This is a genomic window from Bacillus bruguierae, from assembly GCF_037104725.1.
Lineage (GTDB): Bacteria > Bacillota > Bacilli > Bacillales > Bacillaceae_G > Bacillus_A > Bacillus_A bruguierae.
The window spans coordinates 238,616-260,535 of the sequence record NZ_JBAWSX010000002.1 but is presented as its reverse complement, the minus strand read 5'-3'; the positions used below and the strand labels follow the sequence as shown (position 1 = coordinate 260,535).

At 35.4% G+C, this 21,920-nt stretch carries 23 protein-coding genes; 2 read left to right on the top strand and 21 right to left on the bottom strand.

The features are described from left to right. Positions 1 to 17 precede the first annotated feature (17 nt). The 12 genes from WAZ07_RS05460 to WAZ07_RS05405 form a co-directional block, all read right to left on the bottom strand. Positions 18 to 758: a heptaprenyl diphosphate synthase component 1 gene (locus tag WAZ07_RS05460; protein WP_336471632.1), complete on the bottom strand. Its 741-nt coding sequence runs from the start codon at positions 756 to 758 to the stop codon at positions 18 to 20. Positions 759 to 978: 220 nt separating this feature from the next. Further along, positions 979 to 1,548, bottom strand: coding sequence for a GTP cyclohydrolase I FolE (gene folE / locus WAZ07_RS05455; RefSeq protein WP_336471631.1), 570 nt, complete (start codon positions 1,546 to 1,548; stop codon positions 979 to 981). 123 nt (positions 1,549 to 1,671) lie between these two features. Next, entirely contained in the window at positions 1,672 to 1,944 is a 273-nt protein-coding gene (locus tag WAZ07_RS05450; RefSeq protein WP_001043860.1) for an HU family DNA-binding protein, read from the bottom strand. Between the two features lie 287 nt (positions 1,945 to 2,231). Next, positions 2,232 to 3,710: a stage IV sporulation protein A gene (spoIVA, locus tag WAZ07_RS05445; RefSeq protein WP_336471630.1), complete on the bottom strand. Its 1,479-nt coding sequence runs from the start codon at positions 3,708 to 3,710 to the stop codon at positions 2,232 to 2,234. A gap of 191 nt (positions 3,711 to 3,901) precedes the next feature. Then, positions 3,902 to 4,612, bottom strand: coding sequence for a hypothetical protein (locus tag WAZ07_RS05440; RefSeq protein WP_336471629.1), 711 nt, complete (start codon positions 4,610 to 4,612; stop codon positions 3,902 to 3,904). Between the two features lie 21 nt (positions 4,613 to 4,633). After that, the gene (locus WAZ07_RS05435; RefSeq protein ID WP_090912578.1) at positions 4,634 to 4,837 is read right to left on the bottom strand and encodes a DUF2768 domain-containing protein; all 204 of its coding nucleotides are present in this window, start codon (positions 4,835 to 4,837) and stop codon (positions 4,634 to 4,636) included. Positions 4,838 to 5,362: 525 nt separating this feature from the next. After that, the gene (locus WAZ07_RS05430) at positions 5,363 to 5,614 is read right to left on the bottom strand and encodes a stage VI sporulation protein F (RefSeq protein ID WP_336471628.1); all 252 of its coding nucleotides are present in this window, start codon (positions 5,612 to 5,614) and stop codon (positions 5,363 to 5,365) included. 114 nt (positions 5,615 to 5,728) lie between these two features. Continuing rightward, positions 5,729 to 6,751, bottom strand: a complete 1,023-nt coding sequence (locus tag WAZ07_RS05425) for an NAD(P)H-dependent glycerol-3-phosphate dehydrogenase (RefSeq protein ID WP_336471627.1) — start codon at positions 6,749 to 6,751, stop codon at positions 5,729 to 5,731. 18 nt (positions 6,752 to 6,769) lie between these two features. Next, the gene (der, locus tag WAZ07_RS05420) at positions 6,770 to 8,080 is read right to left on the bottom strand and encodes a ribosome biogenesis GTPase Der (protein ID WP_336471626.1); all 1,311 of its coding nucleotides are present in this window, start codon (positions 8,078 to 8,080) and stop codon (positions 6,770 to 6,772) included. A gap of 120 nt (positions 8,081 to 8,200) precedes the next feature. Beyond that, positions 8,201 to 8,389, bottom strand: a complete 189-nt coding sequence (locus WAZ07_RS05415) for a capping complex subunit for YIEGIA (protein WP_090915573.1) — start codon at positions 8,387 to 8,389, stop codon at positions 8,201 to 8,203. Further along, complete coding sequence (locus tag WAZ07_RS05410; RefSeq protein WP_090915571.1) at positions 8,386 to 9,279, bottom strand: YIEGIA family protein; 894 nt, start codon at positions 9,277 to 9,279, stop codon at positions 8,386 to 8,388. Before WAZ07_RS05410 ends, WAZ07_RS05415 begins: the two co-directional genes overlap by 4 nt. A 3-nt stretch (positions 9,280 to 9,282) precedes the next feature. Then, entirely contained in the window at positions 9,283 to 9,882 is a 600-nt protein-coding gene (locus tag WAZ07_RS05405) for a YphA family membrane protein (RefSeq protein ID WP_336471625.1), read from the bottom strand. 116 nt (positions 9,883 to 9,998) lie between these two features. Between WAZ07_RS05405 and WAZ07_RS05400 the strand changes: the two genes are divergently transcribed. Beyond that, positions 9,999 to 10,133: a YpzI family protein gene (locus WAZ07_RS05400; RefSeq protein WP_090915567.1), complete on the top strand. Its 135-nt coding sequence runs from the start codon at positions 9,999 to 10,001 to the stop codon at positions 10,131 to 10,133. A gap of 249 nt (positions 10,134 to 10,382) precedes the next feature. Here the strand turns inward: WAZ07_RS05400 and WAZ07_RS05395 are convergent, their stop codons facing one another. The 8 genes from WAZ07_RS05395 to WAZ07_RS05360 form a co-directional block, all read right to left on the bottom strand. Then, a complete protein-coding gene (locus WAZ07_RS05395) occupies positions 10,383 to 12,947 on the bottom strand; it encodes a LuxR C-terminal-related transcriptional regulator (RefSeq protein ID WP_336471624.1) in 2,565 nt (854 codons plus the stop codon). A gap of 276 nt (positions 12,948 to 13,223) precedes the next feature. Beyond that, a complete protein-coding gene (locus tag WAZ07_RS05390; protein WP_336471623.1) occupies positions 13,224 to 14,210 on the bottom strand; it encodes an ABC transporter permease in 987 nt (328 codons plus the stop codon). Next, positions 14,207 to 14,953 carry an ABC transporter permease gene (locus WAZ07_RS05385; RefSeq protein WP_336471808.1) on the bottom strand — a complete coding sequence of 249 codons (747 nt, stop codon included), beginning with the start codon at positions 14,951 to 14,953 and terminating at the stop codon, positions 14,207 to 14,209. Before WAZ07_RS05385 ends, WAZ07_RS05390 begins: the two co-directional genes overlap by 4 nt. 8 nt (positions 14,954 to 14,961) lie before the next feature. Further along, positions 14,962 to 15,900, bottom strand: a complete 939-nt coding sequence (locus tag WAZ07_RS05380) for an ABC transporter ATP-binding protein (RefSeq protein WP_336471622.1) — start codon at positions 15,898 to 15,900, stop codon at positions 14,962 to 14,964. Between the two features lie 233 nt (positions 15,901 to 16,133). After that, positions 16,134 to 17,183 (bottom strand): type 2 isopentenyl-diphosphate Delta-isomerase, encoded by a 1,050-nt coding sequence (gene fni, locus WAZ07_RS05375; protein WP_336471621.1) that lies wholly within the window; start codon positions 17,181 to 17,183, stop codon positions 16,134 to 16,136. A 12-nt stretch (positions 17,184 to 17,195) separates the two neighbouring features. Continuing rightward, a complete protein-coding gene (gene rpsA, locus WAZ07_RS05370) occupies positions 17,196 to 18,344 on the bottom strand; it encodes a 30S ribosomal protein S1 (protein ID WP_336471620.1) in 1,149 nt (382 codons plus the stop codon). Positions 18,345 to 18,544: 200 nt separating this feature from the next. Next, positions 18,545 to 19,222, bottom strand: coding sequence for a (d)CMP kinase (gene cmk / locus WAZ07_RS05365; RefSeq protein WP_336471619.1), 678 nt, complete (start codon positions 19,220 to 19,222; stop codon positions 18,545 to 18,547). Positions 19,223 to 19,432: 210 nt separating this feature from the next. Continuing rightward, complete coding sequence (locus WAZ07_RS05360; protein ID WP_336471618.1) at positions 19,433 to 19,606, bottom strand: DUF5359 family protein; 174 nt, start codon at positions 19,604 to 19,606, stop codon at positions 19,433 to 19,435. Positions 19,607 to 19,843: 237 nt separating this feature from the next. Between WAZ07_RS05360 and WAZ07_RS05355 the strand changes: the two genes are divergently transcribed. Then, complete coding sequence (locus WAZ07_RS05355; protein WP_336471617.1) at positions 19,844 to 20,815, top strand: asparaginase; 972 nt, start codon at positions 19,844 to 19,846, stop codon at positions 20,813 to 20,815. Positions 20,816 to 20,898: 83 nt separating this feature from the next. On the opposite strand, the gene WAZ07_RS05350 is transcribed toward WAZ07_RS05355, so the two are convergent. Next, positions 20,899 to 21,888: a YpdA family putative bacillithiol disulfide reductase gene (locus tag WAZ07_RS05350; RefSeq protein ID WP_336471616.1), complete on the bottom strand. Its 990-nt coding sequence runs from the start codon at positions 21,886 to 21,888 to the stop codon at positions 20,899 to 20,901. Between the last annotated feature and the right edge of the window lie 32 nt (positions 21,889 to 21,920).

Below are 21,920 nucleotides of genomic sequence, written 5' to 3'. Positions count from 1 at the left end.
CTGTAAATTCAAAATGTTCAAGTGGCTTCTTTCAATGTGGAAAAAAACGTTTCAATTCCTGTATTATTTTGGACCAAAGTATTGATCTGACTTCTCATTTTCCTTATCAATTCACTGTATACGTTTTCTACTTTTATTTCATCATAAGATAAAATCTTTTGAAATGCAGCAAACACAGGTGACAATTCTTTCTTCATGTATATTTGATACTCAGTTTGCAAACGATCTATTGTTAACATGTTAGTAATTGCAGACTTTACATGTGTCACTTGAAAATGGTCACACGTTTTCTGTAAAAGAGCCGATTCAATCATTCCTACACTGTTTAACATTTCTTCTATCGTTTCATATGTTTGCTGATATAGCATAATTTTTTGTTCATTAATCTCTTTAATGCCTTCTGCTAGGGCACGAATCAATGTGATATCATGATTCATTGAAAGTAAATAATAATATAATCCGCTGTAATAATCCCCTGCCAATACTGTTAATTGGCGCCGCTTATGAAACGCATCGGTCTCCTCTTTATTTGATACTTTTTCATGCGTGTCCAAAGCAATTTGTACAAGCATAATCGTTACTACGTAATGTTCAATTTCTTTTCTATGTAAGTTTGCACTTTTTAAAATGGAATATAAGAACGCTATTTTTTTTTCATCAACAACTGGTTCTTCAATATATTTTATAAAATAAGGATGGCGTAGTTTTTTATATAGCTGCTCTTTTATATCCGTAAACCCTCCGTAGATTTCACCCACAAAAATCACCCTTGTTTTCTAATTCATAAAACCTATTATAACACATTCATTCATTTTTCTATAAAAAAAACTTGACGAAACAAACCAAAGCAAAAAATTGACCTTTCATTCACCTTATCTTGAGCATAAAATCGTTACAAAGTGAAACTTCCATCAGTGGAGGTCTTGCTACTCTTAAAGTAGCGAGATAAAAAAAGAAAAGCAGTTTCCTGCTTTCCTACTAATTCATTTTAATAAAAGATAAAATTTCCGCACGTGCTGCTGCGTCTGCTTCGAGCGTACCACGCACTGCAGTTGTTACAGTTTTTGCACCAGGTTTTTTCACACCGCGCATTGTCATACACATATGTTCCGCTTCTACAACAACCATTACACCATGCGGCTCTAACACTTCCATAATAGAATCCGCTACTGTTGATGTAATTCGTTCTTGTAGTTGTGGTCGACGTGCGACTGTATCTACTGTACGTGCCAATTTACTTAATCCAGTTACTTTTCCACCACGTGGAATATATGCAACATGAGCAACGCCATAAAATGGAACGAGATGATGCTCACACATAGAAAAGAACGGAATGTCCTTTACCAATACAAGTTCTTCATGATCTTCACCAAACACTTTATGTAAATGTTCTTTCGGATCTTCATGCATACCAGAAAATACTTCTGCATACATCTTCGCAACACGTTTTGGTGTATCTAATACGCCTTCGCGCTTTGGATCGTCCCCAATTGCTTCTAAAATAAGGCGTACTGCATGTTCGATTTGCTCTAAGTTTACATTTGCCATCCACTAGCCCTCCCGAATAAAACCTAAAAATGCTACGAACACATTCTAGCATATATATGTTTTTAAAAGCAAAAAGAAGAGTTTCCAAGTAAGGAAACTCTTCTTCCCCGTAATATGTAAGGATTATTTAACCGCATCTTTTAGCGCTTTACCAGGTTTGAATGCAGGTACTTTGCTTGCCGCGATTTCAATTTCCTCACCAGTTTGTGGGTTACGTCCTTTACGAGCCGCACGCTCACGAACTTCGAAGTTACCAAATCCGATAAGTTGTACTTTATCACCTTGCTTTAAAGCTTCTAAGATGGAATCAAAAACAGCGTCAACTGCTTTTGTTGCGTCCTTTTTAGAAAGGGAACTTGCTTCTGCAACAGCATTGATTAAATCTGTTTTGTTCATGCCATTCACCTCCTCCCAAAGATACGACTGTATAATGATCATAAAATGAGTCTTACCTTCATTTGTAGGCAATTTTTACAAATTCTATACTACAAAGATGTAGATAAATCATTATCAAGGCCTATATTATACGATTCTCCTTTATAATTCAATATTTTTAAAGAAAATGTTGCCATGAAAATACGAAAAACTGATAAAACTTGACAATCGACTATAAAGTATTAGATAATGGCATTTTGTTTTTCTATGAAAAATGAAAAAAGACCCCAAAATAAGGAGTCTTTTGATTATAAAATAATTGCTATTAAGCCGCCTGATCCTTCATTTATAATTCGTTCTAACGTTTCTTTTAATTTATAGCGGGCATTTTCTGGCATTAATGATAATTTTGCCTGAATTCCTTCTCGAACGATAGAGCTAAGTGACCGCCCAAAAATATCGGAATTCCAAATAGAAAGTGGATCGTCTTCAAAATCTTGCATTAAATAGCGAACAAGCTCCTCACTTTGCTTTTCCGTTCCAATAATCGGTTCAAATGTTGATTCTACATCAACTTTAATCATATGAATTGACGGGGCGACAGCTTTCAATTTCACACCAAATCGTGACCCATGACGAATAATTTCCGGTTCATCCAAGCTCATATCTGCTAGGGCTGGTGCTGCAACACCGTATCCTGTTTGTTTTACCATTTTTAGTGCATCCGCAACTTGATCATATTCCGTTTTCGCATGAGCAAAGTCGAGCATTAATTTTAACAAATGATCTCGGCCCCGAATTTCAACACCTACCACTTCTTTTAAAATTTGATCGTACAATTCATCCGGTGCATATAAATCAATCTCAGCAACACCTTGCCCCATATCAATTCCTGCAAGACTTGCACGATCGATGAATTCATATTGACTAAATTGCCATACAACGCGATCAACATCACGAAGACGTTTAATATCTTTCACTGTTTCTTGAACAGCCTCTTGATAGCTTTGACGAAGCCAGTGGTTGTCATGTAACACCATTACCCAACTTGGGAGATTTACATTTACTTCGAGAACCGGAAATTCATATAACGCCTCTCGTAATACGTTATATACATCACCTTCTCTTAACCCTTCTACACTCATTGCCAACACTGGAATATCATATTCTTCTACTAAACTTTGACGAAGTTGTTCTGTATCGGGATGATATGGCTGTACTGTATTAATGATCATAATAAATGGTTTTCCTACTTCTTTTAATTCATTTACAACCCGTCCCTCTGCTTCAATATAATCGCGGCGTGGAATTTCTCCAATTGTTCCATCAGTTGTAATAACTACCCCAATTGTAGAATGCTCTTGAATTACTTTGCGCGTTCCAATTTCCGCTGCTTCATGAAATGGAATCGGTTCTTCATACCACGGTGTATTAATCATGCGTGGCCCATTTTCATCTTCATACCCTTTCGCTCCTGGAACAGTATAGCCCACACAATCTACTAAGCGAATATTTACATCAAGCCCTTCTTCAACATGGATAGAAACCGCTTGGTTTGGAACAAACTTTGGTTCTGTCGTCATAATTGTACGCCCTGCTGCGCTTTGCGGCAGTTCATCTTGTGCGCGCTGGCGATCCGAGTCATTTTCAATGTTTGGAATAACAACTAGCTCCATAAATTTCTTAATAAAAGTAGATTTCCCTGTCCGAACAGCCCCTACAACCCCAAGATAAATATCACCGCCTGTGCGCTCAGCAATATCTTTAAAAATATCAACCTTTTCCAAGTGATTCCCTCCCTCAAAATTTTTGGGAATAAATCATGATTATTCTTGTAGTTTGGACAATACAGCATATGATTTTGTCCCAATTTCATATGACTATTTTAAAAAAACTTTTTATTTGCGATGCAAATATTTCAAGAAGTAAAAAACCCTTCTTCTAGAACTTATTCGCTAAAAGAAAGGTTCATGACTTATCACTTAAAAAAAATTGGTTCTTTATTCTTCACTGTATACGGCAAAGAATACGCCGGTACAAATGGAGTATGTTTCACAAGCAACTGACGAATATCTTCTCCTTCTTTTACTTCATCACCATATTTTTGTAACATATCGTATAAATCAATACGATAATCAATATACACCTCACCTTTCTCATCAACAACAAAAGGTAAGTTTTTACCAGAATAGGGGCTTTCCACTTGAGGAATTTCTTTATATCCCATTTTAGTATAATCAAGCTCATACACACCATCTGTAATTACTTTTTTAAACGGTGGATATTGATGCTCATCACGATAGATTTTTAGTTTTAACTTTAAATCTTGAACTCGCTCAGCTGTTCGAACATCAATTAATTTCACAGTGGGATTTGTTTCTACATCAACTAATACATATTGATAAATGCCTCCGCTTTCAAAAGCATTTCCAGGAGGTTCTTGCATCAATCTAGGGGTAATTTTTTGAAAATCAATCGGATATTTTTGATAGATTGGTGTATTCATATCACGTGTTTTAATAGGCAATATATGACCATTTTGTTCTCTATATGTATTAACTGCTGTTTGCACCGCTTGTAATTGGTCTTCATATGGCATGACGTGTTGTTGCATCTTTTCTTTCGGGTATAGACACCCAGATAATATACTCGTACAACACAATGCGAAAATCAGTAGCGTTTTCTTCATCAAAAATCCGTCCTTTAGTTTCTATTGTTCAATCGGTCCGCTAAATACAACAAGAAAAATAATAAGTCCTGATACAATCATACATGCATATGCAAACAAAGCTGTAAACCCTTTCAAAAATGCATTCTTTATTTTATGGCGACTTAGCAAAATGAAAACAACAGAAATAAACATAAGAACCATTGCGCCCAAAGCAAACCACATCTTTATAAGTCCAACAGACATATATACCCCCCTTTATCTTAATATATTTTTCTATTATTTTAACAAATTATAACTTTTAAACAAATAGAAATATTCCATTTATATATATACAAGTTAAAAACCCGACATAAAAACCCCTTCTCTTTTAGGGTGGACAAGAGTATCTAGCTGCGCATAGAAACGGTCAGAGCCTTTTCCTACCACATGCAAAGTTTAAAACAAAAAGAGAAAGCAAGTAGCGGTCATGTTGTATTCTGCATAACAGCGACTTATAAAGAAAAGCGGAAGCGGCTCGCTCAGAACAAGAGGGGGATGGGGATGGAGCTAGACAAAGAGGTCGAAAAATTAAAATGGATATATATTTAACAATAAGATGATACTTCATCTTAAAATACTGAGCGGTATACATTCACTTATATGAAAACGAATAAAAAACGAAGCGAACGGGACTTCTTCGCTTCGTTTGACCAAATACTCCCACAAACAGCTCATATTCATTCCTTCATAGTATCGTATGCAATATATATAACAGTGGTTTCTCGTACTTTATTTTTTAAACATTTTACTCAATGAACTAAAATCAGCTGGCATGTTATTATTAATAATTGCATTTATAATTTGATCTTCTTTTTCTTTTGATACATCTCTTCCCGCCATTGTTGCAACCTGATGAATTAACTGACGTAATACTTTCTCATCCCGTAAATTTGCATTTTGAACCGAAGAGGCTAATTTAAAAATATCATCTTTATTTACTTTCGCTTCCTTTTCAATATTGTTGAATAGATTGTTATCCACCTTGTTCACCCTCTCATGTAAGCTACACTTCATTGTATGCAGAAAATAAAGAATGGTGAAAAAACCCAAAAGAAAAAGCTGCACAAATGTCTTTTCACATTTGTACAGCTTTTTTTACAGCAAGTCTGGAATCGCTTCTACTTCGTGTTTACGCACACGTCCCATCAACGTTCCAACAGCATCCTTTACGTTTTTCTCATTAAATAATACATCATATAAAACGGTTGTAATTGGCATTTCTACATCCATTTTCTTAGCCATCTCATATGCTGCTTTCGTTGTCCGCACACCTTCAACAACCATTCCCATATTATCTAATACTTCTTCTAATGAGCAACCTTTACCAAGCATGTTACCAGCACGCCAATTTCGGCTATGAACGCTCGTACATGTTACAATTAGGTCACCCATACCTGTCAGACCAGCAAACGTTAATGGGTTCCCACCCATTTCACTTCCTAAACGAGCAATTTCTGTTAATCCTCGCGTCATAAGCGCTGCCTTTGCATTATCACCTAAACCAAGTCCATCAGTAATACCCGCCGCAAGGGCAATAATATTTTTTAACGCCCCGCCAAGTTCAACTCCAATAATATCTGGGTTTGTATATACACGGAAATAGCTATTCATAAATAAGTCCTGAACCTCTTCAGCTGCTTCCATACGCTTTGCAGCTGATGTAACTGTTGTAGCTTGACGCAACCCAACTTCTTCTGCATGACTCGGTCCTGATAAGACAACCACATCTCGAATGAGATGTGCCGGAATTTCTTCTTCAATCACTTCTGAAATACGCTTTGAAGTTCCTGGTTCAATCCCTTTACTCGCATGAATCCATGTAATTGGCTGCGAAACAATTTTTTTCATATTTTGCAATACTTCTCGATATGCTTTTGTAGGTACAACGAGAAGTACTGTATCTACTCCTACTAATGCCTCTTCTAAGGAAGAGTAAGCAACGATACTGGCTGGCAGTGTAATTCCCGGAAGATAACGACTATTCTCATGTTTTTCATTTATTTCATCCATAAGTTCTGCTCGGTTACCCCAAAGACGTACATCATGGCCGTTGTCAGCTAATACCATCGCTAACGCCGTTCCCCAGCTACCTGCTCCTACTACTGTGATTTTTTTCATAAAATCACACCCTCTCCATTAGTCTCGTGCTCTTGCAATAACTTTAATCGGTGTTCCTACGAAACCAAACGAATCGCGCAGACGATTTTTCAAGAAACGCTCATAAGAGAAGTGCAGTAATTCTGGATCGTTTACGAATACAACAAATGTCGGTGGTTTCACCGCGACTTGTGTTGCATAGAAAATTTTCAAACGTTGTCCATTATGCGTTGGTGTTGGATTCATTGCAACAGCATCCATAATTACATCGTTTAATACATTTGTTTGTACACGAATACTATGACTTGCATTTACCTCATTAATAACAGGAATCAGTGTGTGTGTACGTTTTCTCGTTTTTGCAGATAAGAATACGATTGGTGCGTAATCCAAAAATTGGAAATGAGCACGAATATTCTCTTCGAATTCCTTCATCGTTTTCTCATCTTTCTCAACCGCATCCCATTTATTCACAACAATAATAACAGCACGACCTGAATCATGGGCATATCCAGCAATTTTTTTATCTTGTTCAATGATTCCTTCTTCACCATCTAAAACAACTAAAACAACATCAGAGCGTTCAATTGCTCGAAGTGCACGAAGTACACTATATTTTTCTGTGCTTTCATATACTTTTCCTTTTTTGCGCATTCCTGCTGTATCAATGATAACGTAATCTTGTCCATCTTTACTGTACGGCGTATCAACCGCATCACGTGTAGTACCTGCTACATTACTAACGATTACACGTTCTTGTCCAAGCAACGCATTTACCATTGATGATTTTCCAACGTTCGGGCGACCAATTAAACAGAATTTAATCGTTTCATCATCGTATGGTTCTTCTTCAATTTGTGGAAAATGTTTTGCTACTTCATCTAATAAGTCCCCTAAACCTAAGCCGTGTGTTCCAGATATAGGAAACGGCTCCCCAAATCCTAACGCATAAAAATCATAAATTTCGCTGCGCATCTCTGGATTATCTACTTTATTCACAGCTAATACAACTGGCTTTTTAGAACGATATAAAATCTTTGCAACTTCTTCATCCGCAGCTGTTACACCGTCGCGACCATTTGTCATAAAGATGATAACATCAGCCTCATCAATCGCAACTTCTGCTTGTTGACGAATTTGTGTCAAAAATGGCTCGTCTCCAATATCAATTCCACCCGTATCAATAATGTTAAACTCATGATTTAACCATTCTCCTGCACTATAAATACGATCCCTTGTTACACCAGGGATATCTTCAACAATCGACACTCTTTCTCCAACAATTCTATTGAAAATCGTAGATTTCCCCACATTTGGGCGCCCTACTATTGCCACTACCGGTTTTGGCATATACTTTCATCCTTTCTATTTGCTTCTGTTATTATGTAAAAAACCCTTCTTTGTGCAAGAAGGGATTTGCATTCCAGAATATTTCTCTTCATATCAAAACATCTCATATTATAACACATTTCAAGAATGTTTCACAATAATATATAAATTCTCTTGCAAGCGGTGTGCAATTCCATCTAAAATCGCCTCTAAATTGCTAGCAACAAACTCCATTTCCTCTACTGTCTCACATACAAATAACGGCGCCCCGCCAGCAAACTTTTCCGGAATTGTTGTAATAACAGCAAGAATACATTTTTCTAATATCATCCTTTATCTCCCCTTCCTTTTGGGGCCTCAGAAGACATATGAATCGCACTTTCTAATGTTGGAACATTTCCAATGACCTGAATAGCTTTATTTACATCTTGATCTTGCGGCAAAACAAATATGCCTATTCTTCCATCATTTAAGTCACGTTTCGCAAGAGGTACAAGTGCTGGTGTTCCAGAATCTCGATATACACCAAGCGCAACAGATATATCATGCAAAATCGCTTGTCTTTGACCAAGGTTTGCCAATGTCACCCTTGCATCAATTGATTTTGGTTTTAAAATAAATCCCATACCATATTTCATAATTTCTTTTTGCCTTGCCGGTAAACCAATATTCATAATATAAATATTATCAACATAAAGACCTGCTCCTTCAAAATGCAATGGAGCATGCTCAACTTCAACAAGATCGCGCAGCCGTTTACCAGACATCAACTTTTTCGCGAAAAAGAAACTTATGATTCCAGCTAAAATACCGGCATACCATGATTTAAATCCTAAATAAGCAAAAGTAGCTACGAAAGATGTTAACATAGCTAAATAATTACGACTCTCAAATACAATTGCAATTCCCTCAATATATGTGTTCCCTCTAGGGACAAGTTCATACCCGTCTAATTGCTGCAGTGTATTCCGCTCCATATTACGTACATCACGAAACTGTGATGCTGCTAATGTCAAAAATGTAATAGCAGAGAAATCCTTTTTCAAAATAGCTGGAATGGCAACCGCCCCAAGAGCAGCCGCAATAATTCCCATGGCAATATGAATAATCTTGCCATGTAAACGAGTTGGATACTGCCTTGTATCAGTTTGAAGCATTAAAATTCGTGTGACAGTTCCAACAGTTACTCCAAGCAACATAGCTGATGTATACGAGTTCATAAATTAACCTTGCCCCTCCTTCACTTGCTTTTGCTTAAATTGCCCTGTATATGTAATTATTTTTCCAATTCCGTACAAAAGACTAAAGAACATTGTAGACACAGCAATCATATTAAAAAATTGCAAACTTCCTAATTGATACGGAAAATTGAATGTCTTTAAAATAAAAGCTACAAACAACTCACCTTGCAACGCCCCTACATATAAGCCCCATATACGTAATAGACGGTCCCTATGTAATAAAACAGATGTATAAACGAGAATACTACTTAACATCAATGTACGATCTACTACAATCCAAATCGGATCATATAATTCAATTAAAGAAAAACTTGCATATAACATCGCGATTATAAGTGCACATAGTAAAGTGTAGATCTTTTTCCATACTGAATATGCCGCAATCCCAATAAAAGAGATTCCGCCTAACAAAAGGGCATTTACCGATATTGTAATAGAAGCAACTGAAATCACTGTTTGCGAACAAATAATCAATAATAAAATGACCGCACTAAGCCTGAATCTAACTGTATCTTTTCTCCAAAAAAACGTCGTAACAATCCAGCCCATCCACGCTAAAAAATAAAAATAACCACCTTCCAAGTTAACACCTCCTATTATTTCCATTATGGGGATATTTCATGAAAAATAATCGTCTTCTATCGCTGCATATTTTTAAAAATAACAGCAACACTTTGTACTAAGGAGGTGGGAACACCATGGGTAAAGATCGTCAAGAAAAGAAATTGAAACAATCGCGACGCGTAGAATCTGACCGCAGCCAATCATTACAATATCCAGGTGCAACAGGACTCGATACACCGGAGCAAGCAAGAAGACAAAATCAACATTAAAACAAAGAAACAGCCAACATATCGTTGGCTGTTTCTTTGTATATATATAAATCCATTTTTATTTTTCAACATGTAAATCGCTGTTATGCAGAGCAAAAAGTGACCTACACTCGCTTTATCCCTTTGTTTTAAACCTTGCATGTGGCAGGAAAAAGCCTAGGCCGCTTCTATGCATGGCAAGATACTCTCGTCCGCCTAAAAAAAGGAGTTTGTGTTCGTTTTTTAATTTATATTCATACATATAAATACTTACTGTATAATCCCTTCTTCTGTGGCTTTCTTTATTGCTTCAACACGGTTAGATACATGAAGCTTCGAATATATGTTAATAATGTGTGTCTTAACTGTCGAAAGAGATATGCACAATTGTTCACCAATCTTTTTATTTGATGCCCCAGTCGCAAGAACCTTCAATACTTCTAATTCTCTATTACTTAAAAGAACATTCTCTTTATCATGATTTCCTAACTGTAATAACACATATAAAAACTCCCTCTCTCCCTCATTTAAATCTTGTAATCGTTCTTCTTTCAATAACATCAATAATACTTGCGTCTGTTTATCTAGCCTTTTATAAGGTAATAAAATATGATTTTCATAACTATAATGTATTGCTTCTCTTAATAAATTTAAAAGCTCTCGTTTATATTTTTGCAACTCATTTCCTAAAATAGTCACTTTTAATAACAGTGCTTCTATTAATAATATCTTCATTTTATATTTCCTTGTAAATTCCGCAATGTCATCAAGTAATTGTAATGATTCTTGTATATGCCCTTTCCGCAATAAAATCTGAGCATATAACAATTTATCTTCAGTTCGTAATTTCTTTTTTTCGTTTTTTTGTTGATATATGGGAACAAATTGATCTAATTGCTGTACATACTCTTCATCAACATGTATTGCATATTTTAACAAAGAAGATAGAAATGCTTCATTTTGATATGTATCAAATGTTTGTAATTTCTGGATCGTTTCTTTCGCTTGCTGTTTATCACCTTTCAGAAATTGAAGTTCCATTAAATTATATAAATAAGGTTTTCCTAATGCAGCTTCGTCATTTTGTACATGTTGTAATGATTTTTCAGCCTCATCTAATTGTAAACGCTTTAAATAAATACCCGTAATTCCAATATGACAAGTTACTTTGAGAGCTGATAAAAATGGATGTTGTTCAACCACCTGAAAAAGCTGATTATATAACCGCTCACACTCTTTTAAATCTCCTAAATCCTCTTTAATCTGGCATAAAGAACTTAAAATGCCCATTTTGACATATGGATTTTTCATTCTCTTCTCAAGCATAGACGCTTTATCAAGCACATATAGTGCATCCTTGATTCGCTCCTGAAACCACAGAAAAAATGATAATTCTACATAAATAATTGCCTTGGTTACATCACTTATATCCATGTCTTCAATTTCATCTATAAACAAAACATCTAATTGTAAATTTTCTTCCTCAATTAAAGCCTTGCAAAATACGAATACCTCCCAAGGATGATGACCACTTTCCCCTTCGTACACGGTATTTAATATTTCTGTGCACTGCTCAAACTCCATATTACAATAATGGTAAAAAATGAGTTGAAATGCCATCTCTTTATTTTGCACAATACACGTTAACGGAATATGTCGCAAATAGCTCCAGCCTTGCGGGTTTTGCCCGTGTATTTCAATTTTTCTCAAAGCAGCCTCATAACATTGCATCTCTAATAATTGTTTTATACATTCCTCAAAATCACCGCATTGTTCGTATACTTCTGCCGCTCGTAAACGTAACTTCTTTTGCGTCTCCACTTCTAACCGCTCAAAAGAATGTTGTAAAAACTGTTGAAAAATAGCGTGATAACGATATATTCCACGATCTTCATCAAGATTAATTATAAATAAATGTTTTTGAAATAGACGTATAATCATCTCTTTTGTATCTTGTTTTCCCAACAATTCATTACAAATCTCCTCATTAAAATAACTCAAAATAGATGTCTTTACGAGGAAATCTTTCTCTTCTTCTTCCAATGCCTCTAAAATTTCTTTTGACAAATAAGCAATCATATATTTATTCAATACTTTCACATGTTGCATACAATCATATTTATGATAAGAACGTGCAAGAGCGATTAACTGAAGACCACCAATCCATCCTTCTGCCAGCATATTCATGCCATGAACTATTTCATGTTTTATATCCATCTGCAATGTGTGTCTAATAAACTGAAAACCTTCGTCTGCTGATAGCTTTAGTTCTTCTTCTCCAATTTCTAATAATCTTCCTGAAATGAGAAAATCACCTACATAAAATTTAGGTTCTTCTCTCGTTAATAAAACAATGCGAACATTTTCTGAGGAATGCTTTAAAAAATATTCCATTGTCTTATTAACATCAACATCCGTTATATAGTGAAAATCATCAATAATAATCGTAATATCATCTTTTTTACTTAGTAGATTAATCAAAGATACAATAATACGTTTCATATCATCTTTATGCATAATCATCTGAAATACAGAAATAATGTCTTCTATTTCTTCAATATATACACGCATACTTTCTAACATATAGTACCAAAAAGAAAATACATTATTATTCTCTTTATCTAGAGTAATCCAGGTAATTGAAAATTCTGGGTTTTCTTTGACAAAAGAAGAGCATATAGTCGTTTTTCCACTACCAGCCGATCCTTTCACAACTACAAGCTTATAATCGCACAATGTTTCTAATTTTTTTAATAATTTTTCTCTACGTACATAATTTTTCCTTGGCGTTGGAGTCATTAATTTTGTAGAAATGATTTGAACTTCTCTCTTCATTTCATCACCTTATTATTTTCTTTATGCGTTTTATTGGTTCATCACCAAAAGACGGGGGGACATATAGAGATGTACACTCCACTCCGAGTGGACGCTTTCCACGGGCGAGAGCGAGCCTCCTCGGCAAGCCTGCGGGGTCTCACTTTCCTCGCTATTCCCGCAGGAGTCGCCACTCTCCGTTCCGTGTATGAAAAATAATTTATTTTCAAAAAACCAACCCCATGTTACGCTGATGAACCATTTTATTTCCATTTTATATGGTTAACATAGCAAATATCAATATCGACCTTCCTGTACTCTTTTTTTACAAATAATTATACTGAGCATAAAGAATAACAAGATAATAAAGCTTATATACGTAATTGCGCCTCCATACCGTGCTATATTATAACCATTTTCAACACCATCAATAATCGAAAGATACTGCTTTTGCGGCAAAATTTGCACAAACCAATCAACTATCCCGTCATTTTGCTTTAAAGCAAAGAAGGACCCTGACAGAATAGAAGTAAAAACAATAATGGAAGAAGACAACATCATTGTATTGTCAGTAGTTTCTATAATCGTACTCATAAATAACGAAAAAGATGTTGCAATCATAACAAGGATAGCCAATAAATAACTATATTCTAAATAACTGAACCCTATATTTACCTGAAACATGATCTTCTCGACGATTAAAATAAGCAATATTGGAATATATACAATAAGGAATGTAAAAAGGAAATGTGCAAATAAATAATGATGAATACGTATAGGAGAAGATACAATACGAGTAAAGGTACGATTTTCCTTATCTTCTGTAAAAAAACTCATAAACATGATACTCTCTAGTAATACAAACATACAGAGATAACCCAAAATATTCGTACCTACCTTCCTAACTTCATTTTGATGAAACGAACCAATACTTTTTTGTTGAAATGCCCTCTCGATTTTTTCCTTGAAATCATGTTCTTTAATTGTCTTTACCTCTATTTGTCCGTTTTCTTTCGGAATAACTGCTGCATCGTATTTTTTCATTACAAATTCAGACATACTTGGAATTTTATTTATGCTTTTAATATGAAACCCGTCTACATGTATATCATTCTTACCCTCTTGTGTTACATAAGCGATATTCCCTTTCATTTCAAATTTGGAAGTAAAGTAGATGGCAAGTGATATAGAAATAAACGTAAGGAGAATCGTTAACAGTATATAATTCTTTTTACTAATAGCTCGCCGGATATTATGACGAAAAACAATTAAAATCTCGTTCATATATAATCCTCCACCTTAAATAGAAATTTACAACCAACTAACCCAAAACAAGTTAACAAAACTAACACACTGCCTGTTGTAAGGAAAAGGCTAAAATCTTGATCATATATGATCTTCATCACACATTCTACAATCCACTTTACTGGTGAAATATATGATATTGTCCGAACAGTGTCCCCCAATCCATCAAGAGAAAAGAATACTCCTCCTAAAATTGCTAAAGCATTATTTAACAAACTTAATATTTTATTCGTTACCTCTTCACTTTTAAACATACAGCAAAACAATACACCAATAACCGCTGATAAAAAATTAAACAACAACATAATGATAATGATATAGCCAACATTCCTTCCTCCGAATGCTACATGCAGGCCTATATGAGCTACATACATGACAAATAAATAACAAACAGATGTAAAAGTAAATGTAGCTAATATTTTCGACAAATACAGATAAGAAACACGAATTGGGCTATACATAACTCGTAAATTACTATTTTTCAACCTTTTCTCCATAAAACTATTAGAAGCTGTCATAGATACATTCAAAATGCCATATATCAAAATTGTAACGCCATAATAATCATAGGAGGTAATCTCACTTTCTCCGTATCTACCATTGCTCAAATAACCAAAAATTAATATAAATAAAATTGGAGAAATTGTATTTGTTAGTAAAAGCACTGGATTCATAACAATATTAACTACATCACGTTTATATAACACAAAGAAACCCATCATTTTCACCTTCAATCTCTTAATTTCCTTCCTGTTAACTGTAAAAATACTGTTTCTAAACTCGCACTTTCGCTCATAATATTTTTTACTTTCATTCCTTCATTTACAAGGAGTGTAATGATTTTATCTAAATTTTCCACACCTTTTAATACGACAACTTCTATTACTCCGTCTTTTATTGTTACTTCTTTCATCCCTTCAATTTTAAAAAAGCTTTCTTCTACACCTGCTGTTATATGTTCACACTCTATAAAATAACGTTTTTCATCCGCAATATGCTTCTTAAGTTCTTCTTTCGTTCCTTCTGTAATAATCTCACCATGATCCATGATGATAATCCTTGTTGATATTTCTTCCACCTCCTCCATATAATGAGTTGTATAAATAATCGTAGATCCTTGTTCTTGTAATTGTTGAATCGACTGTAAAATATGATTTCGAGATTGCGGATCAATCCCAACTGTCGGTTCATCCATAATAATAACTTTTGGTTTATGTGCAATCGCACATGCTATATTCAGCCTTCTTTTCATTCCGCCTGAAAAAGTTTTTGGTTTTTCATTTTTCTTATCAAGCAGTCCAACAAATTGCAACGCTTCTTTTACAGATTGCTGCAATTGCGCTCCTTTCAAACCGTAAAGAGCAGCAAAAAACGCTACATTTTTTTCCGCTGATACATCTTCATAAATTGCTAAATCCTGCGGCACAATACCGAGGTTACGCTTTACATATCGTGCATGTTTTTTTACATCTTTCCCTTCAAATAAAATTTTTCCCCCGTCGTACTGTAAAACGGTCGACAAAATATGAATAGTCGTACTTTTCCCAGCACCATTTGGACCAAGAAAACATAAAATTTCCCCTTCTCTCACATCAAACGAAATGCCTTTTAACGCTTTATAATGGCCGTAACATTTTTCTAATGCTCTCACTTCAATTAGCTGTTTCATATCATCCTCTCCTTTCTCCTTCATTGTATAGATTTTATAAATAAAAAAAATCAACCGAATGGTTGATTTTTATCTCGCTATTCGTTTACAGTAAGACCCCACTAATGGAAGTTTTACTATATCCTAGCCTAAACAAATAATAAAGGATTGTAACCAGTGTGAAATAAAAAATGCAGCGTTTAGGATTCACTTTACATTAACTCCACCAAAATGTTTCCTAAGATGCATTTTATTTAACGCCTACTATATATTGTTGTATCAATCCCGCGCTCATTAAGCCAATGGTATGTATCACCTTTAATAACAAGTGGTACTTGCCTAAGCTCGGTGATTGTTCGCACTCCAAGCGCCGTCATGATAAACTGTAAATCTGTATGTAGTAATCCAATTTCTTCCATCAGTTTCTCTATACCTTCTTGCATCAAAATTCGCAAAAAATGCCCGGCAAATGCAGCCGCTGACGCTCCTAAGGCCAATGCTTTCGCTACATCATGTGCTGTTTGAATACCACCTGATGCAATAATAGAGAGAGGGTTTTGTGTAGAGGATACTTCAATTAAAGAGGAAGTAGTCGAAATGCCCCACTCATTGAAATAGGAAAGTACTCGCTGTCTTCTTTCATTTTCAACCACCGCAAAGTTTGTACCGCCATATCCACCAATATCTATAGTCGAAACCCCAACACTAGCTAAATCCTCCGCTGCCTCTTTACTCATACCAAAACCAACTTCTTTTACTATAACAGGAACAGAAGAATGCTTGACAATTTGTTCAATTCTCTTTAATGCACCAGTAAAATCTCGATCACCTTCTGGCATTGTCAATTCTTGAATGACATTCAAATGAATTTGTAATGCATTCGCTTCAATCATATCAACAGCTCGCTTCGCTTGTTCTACTGTTGCTTCACTTCCTAAGTTTGCAATAACAATTCCATTCGGATTCACTTTTCTCACAATTTTATAAGATGCAGCTTCATTAGAGTCTTTTAACGCCGCCATTTGTGAACCGACAGCCATCGCAAGCTGATACTGCTGTGCAGCTTGTGCTAGTTGTGCATTAATATGTAGTGTGTGCTCTCCGCCACCACCAGTCATCGCATTGATAAAAATCGGCGAACTTAAAGCAAGTTCGCCGATTTCTGTTTGAAATGATATACTTTCATAACTTATATTCGGTAAGCTTTGATGAACAAAAGCAACGTCACAAAAGCCATGTGTACGAGACTGTCCAGTAGAAAGAGCATACTCAATGTGTTCTAATTTACGTTTTGCTCTTACCACACACATCCCTCATTATTTCTTTAAATTTTTTAGCTGTTCTCCAATAATATCACCTAATTGGAATGTTGCAGAATCAGCAGTTGGTTCATATTTACTATAATCTTCTGTTTCATTATTTTCTTCAAGTGCTTCTTTTATACTTAAAGAAATACGTTTTTCTTCTGAATGAACTTCTAATACTTTTACTTTCACATCTTGCCCGATGTTTAATACTTCATTCGGATTTTTCACATGACGGTTTGCAATTTGTGAAACGTGAACAAGTCCTTCTACACTTGGAAAAATCTCAACGAACGCTCCAAAAGTAACAAGGCGTTTTACTTTCCCATCTAATATATCGCCTACTTTTACTTGATTTGATACATTCGACCATGGACCTGGCTGCACCGCTTTCATAGATAAAGAAATACGCTGCGTATCAGCATCAACAGATAACACTTTTACTTTTACAGTTTGTCCCTCTGTTAATACATCAGATGGTTGTTCTACACGATCATGAGAAATTTGAGAAATATGAACTAAGCCATCCACACCGCCAACATTTACAAATGCTCCGAAGTCAGTTAAACGTTGAACCGTTCCCTCTACAACATCACCTGCTTGTAAAGAAGAAACCGCTTCTTTTTTCTTCTTGTCTAGCTCTTGCTCTACAACTGCCTTATGAGAAAGAATAACGCGATTTTTCTCACGGTCTAATTCTACAATTTTTACTGCCAATGTTTTTCCTTTATAATCAGTAAAATCTTCTACATAATGCATCTCTACAAGCGAAGCCGGAATAAAGCCACGAACACCAAGGTCAACAACTAGACCTCCGTTAACGATATCTTTAATTGTTACATCAAATACTTCACCTGATGTAAACTGCCCTTGCAATACTTCCCATGCTTTTTCTGCATCTACTGCACGCTTAGACAACACTAAATCATCATCTTCCAATTTAATTACTTTCAATTCAAGAGTTTGTTCTACTTCTACAACATCGCTTGCTTTTTCAATATGAACATTTGCCAATTCACTAATTGGAATGACACCGTCAGTTTTGTACCCGACATTTACAAATACTTGCTTTTCTTCAACTTTTGTTACTGTACCTGTAACAATATCACCTACTTGTAATGCCTTTGTGTTTACAACTTCTTCATTCATTTTTTCTACCATGGAAATACCTCCCTACTGAAATGGCAAAGCATCTTTATGTATATACGAAATGGAAACAATAGCTTCCATTTGCATGTATGTAAAATATTTAGAAAATACCCTCTTTTACTAACTTCTAACAAATTGATGAATTTGTCAAGGAAATTGTCTCCTTATTAACAAACAGAAACAAAAATAAAGGAAGAGGTTACCCCCTTCCTTTATTTTACGAATGTTGCAGATACAATATCCATTATCTTTTGAACTACCTCTTCAATAGATAAAGACGTTGTATCTAATTCAATTGCATCCTCAGCTTTCTTTAATGGAGACACTTCACGTTCCGAATCTAATTTATCACGGCGCGCAATTTCTTCTTTTAGTTGTTCTAAGTTAGAAGGAAATCCTTTTTGTGTGTTTTCTAAATGTCTTCTTTCCGCTCGTTCTTCAACGGAAGCTAGCATAAAAATTTTCACTTCCGCATTCGGCAATACATGCGTCCCAATATCACGACCATCCATAACAACGCCGCCTTTTTCCGCTAAAGCTTCCTGACGACGTACCATTTCTTCACGTACAAGGCGATGTCTTGCCACAATTGATACGCGATTTGTTACTTCTGGTGTACGAATCACTTCCGATACATCTTTTCCGTTTAAAAAGACAAGCTGCGCATTTTCTCCATGCTGAAATGAAATGTCTATATCCCTAATTATTCTCATTAACTTTTCTTCATTTTCAATATCAATACCTTGCTCTAGTGCCGCATATGTTACAGTACGATACATTGCACCCGTATCAATATAAACATAAGATAATTTTTTAGCAATAATTTTAGCAACCGTACTTTTCCCTGCAGCTGCCGGGCCATCAATTGCAATTGAAATTCGTTTCTCCATTGTAACACCCCATTTTTCACTTATAAGAACAGAAGGAAAAGCAGGTATTCCCTGCTTCCCTCATCATTGTTTCATTTTACATTAACAGGAAGTAAAAATCCGATTGATTCCATTAACGATTGGATTTTTACACTAATAACCGTTTCACTTTACCCCGTTTCAAGTCCTCAACTATTGTAGCACACTCTTTCTTAGAAGCAAACGAAAAAACTATTGATTGACCTCTAAAATATTTGTTATAACCCCTTTTGTGACTCCCTCATAATAGACAACTTTTGATACATATTTCGCTATGTTCTCTTCTGTTAAAAGCAATTGAACAATACACAAACAAAGGCATTGTCCAATAAGTAACCAAATTAAAATTTTCTCTATCGTTTTCAAAACCTACATCTCCTTTTACTCATCATTTCGCTCTAGCAGACGCTAAAACGTCCGCCTTTAAATTACAAAATAGATAACTGTTAACAGGCAGAATGAAGCTCTCCCTTCTGATAGAATTTTCACTTTATTTTCATTGTGATATTCGCTTATAAGTTTTATACTTTTTTCATTGTCGAATTCAATCAAATCATGTTATGTTTTTAATGTATTTTCATTGATTGGAGAGGGGTAAAGGCATTGAAAAAAATTCTTGTTTTACACACAGGTGGAACAATTGCGATGGAGGAAGATAAAGAAACTGGAGTTGTTCAACCAGGCGCACAAAATCCACTTTTAAAATTCATTCCAAATTTAGAAGAAGATATCGATTTAATTGTTGAAGATGTCTTTCATCTTCCATCTCCTCACATGACACCAAATGAAATGTTGCAATTGCAAGTCATGATTAACGAGAAGGTTAAGAACGATAACATGCAAGGTGTTGTCATTACACACGGAACAGACACACTGGAAGAAACAGCTTATTTTCTTGACTTAACTGTACAAGCTGATGTTCCAATTGTCGTTACAGGAGCAATGCGTTCAAGTAATGAGTTAGGGGCGGATGGTTTATATAACTTTTTGTCAGCAGTAAAAGTTGCGAGTAGTGAAGAGGCAAAAGGAAAAGGCGTTCTTGTCGTATTAAACGATGAAATTCACTGTGCAACGAATGTGACAAAAACACATACAAGTAACGTAGCAACATTCCAAAGTCCACAATACGGACCAATTGGAATGGTAACAAAGCGCGGTGTCGTCTTCCATCACGCATTAGTACATCATGAAAAATATGCTGTCACACAAATTACAAAAAATGTTGTCATATTAAAAGCGTATGCTGGTATGGATGAAACATTATTGGCGGCAATTGAACAATTGCCAATTGATGGAATCATTATCGAAGCACTCGGACAAGGAAACTTACCACCGCGTACACTTCCTGCTCTGCAACGTTTGATAGATAAAGATATTCCAGTTGTTCTTGTTTCTCGTTGTTTTAACGGAATTGTCCAAGATGTATATTCTTACGAGGGCGGCGGCAAACAATTGAAAAATATGGGCATTATCTTCACATATGGTTTAAATGCTCAAAAGGCTCGTATTAAGCTACTTGTTGCACTAGAAGGAACAAAAGAACAAACAGAACTTCAGGCTATGTTTAGACATTAAAATTTGATTGTAACAAAAACACCTCCGTCTAATTCTTAAACTTACGAATTAGACGGAGGTGTTTTTCATTTGTCACTATTCCATTATTCATTTTTCTGTTCTCGAGCTGCAATAATTTTCGCAATTGCATCTCCATGGAATCGACCATTTTCTATAAAAATTTCATTTGCGTTATTACCAGCAGCAATTACACCTGCAATAAAAATCCCTTCCACATTCGTTTCCATCGTCTCTTCTTTATACAGCGGTCTTCCTGTTTCAGAGTCAATTTCTACACCCATTTTTGTTAAAAAACTATGATCTGGATGATAACCTGTCATGGCAAAGACAAAATCATTTGAAACCGTATATTCTTCGTTTCCCACTGTATATGTGACTGTATGTTCTGTAATTTCTTTTACATGTGCACCAAATTCCATTTTTATCGTTCCCTGCCGAACTAACGCTTCAAATTCTGGTAAAATCCACGGCTTAATACTTGGAGAATATACTTGACCACGATATAAAACTGTCACACGTGCTCCGCATTTTACAAGCTCTAACGCCGCGTCTACACTTGAATTCTTTCCACCTATGACGATAACGTCCCGATTAAAATAGGGATGCCCTTCTTTAAAATAATGCGCTACTTTTTCTAACTCTTCTCCAGGAACATTCATATAATTAGGATTGTCATAATATCCAGTTGCGATAATAACATATCTTGCATTGTACTTCTTTTGTTCTCCATCATCTTTTATTGTTTGAACAAGGAAGATATCTTCTTCTTTCCTTACTTCTTCTACTCGTTCAAACGCGTTCACACGTACATGTTTCCGTTTCACTACTTCCCGATAATATGCTAATGCTTGATTCCGAACAGGCTTACGGTTTTCTGTAATAAAGGCCACTCCACCAATTTCTAGTTTTTCACTAGATGAAAAAAACGTTTGGTGTGTTGGATAATTATAGATTGCATTAACAATATTCCCTTTTTCAATCACAAGTGGATTAATTCCAACATTTTGCATCGCAATCGCTGCCGCTAATCCACACGGCCCGCCTCCGATGATAATTGCTGTTTCCTTTTCCATGTAAGGCTCAACTCCTAGTCTTCTACTCTCTA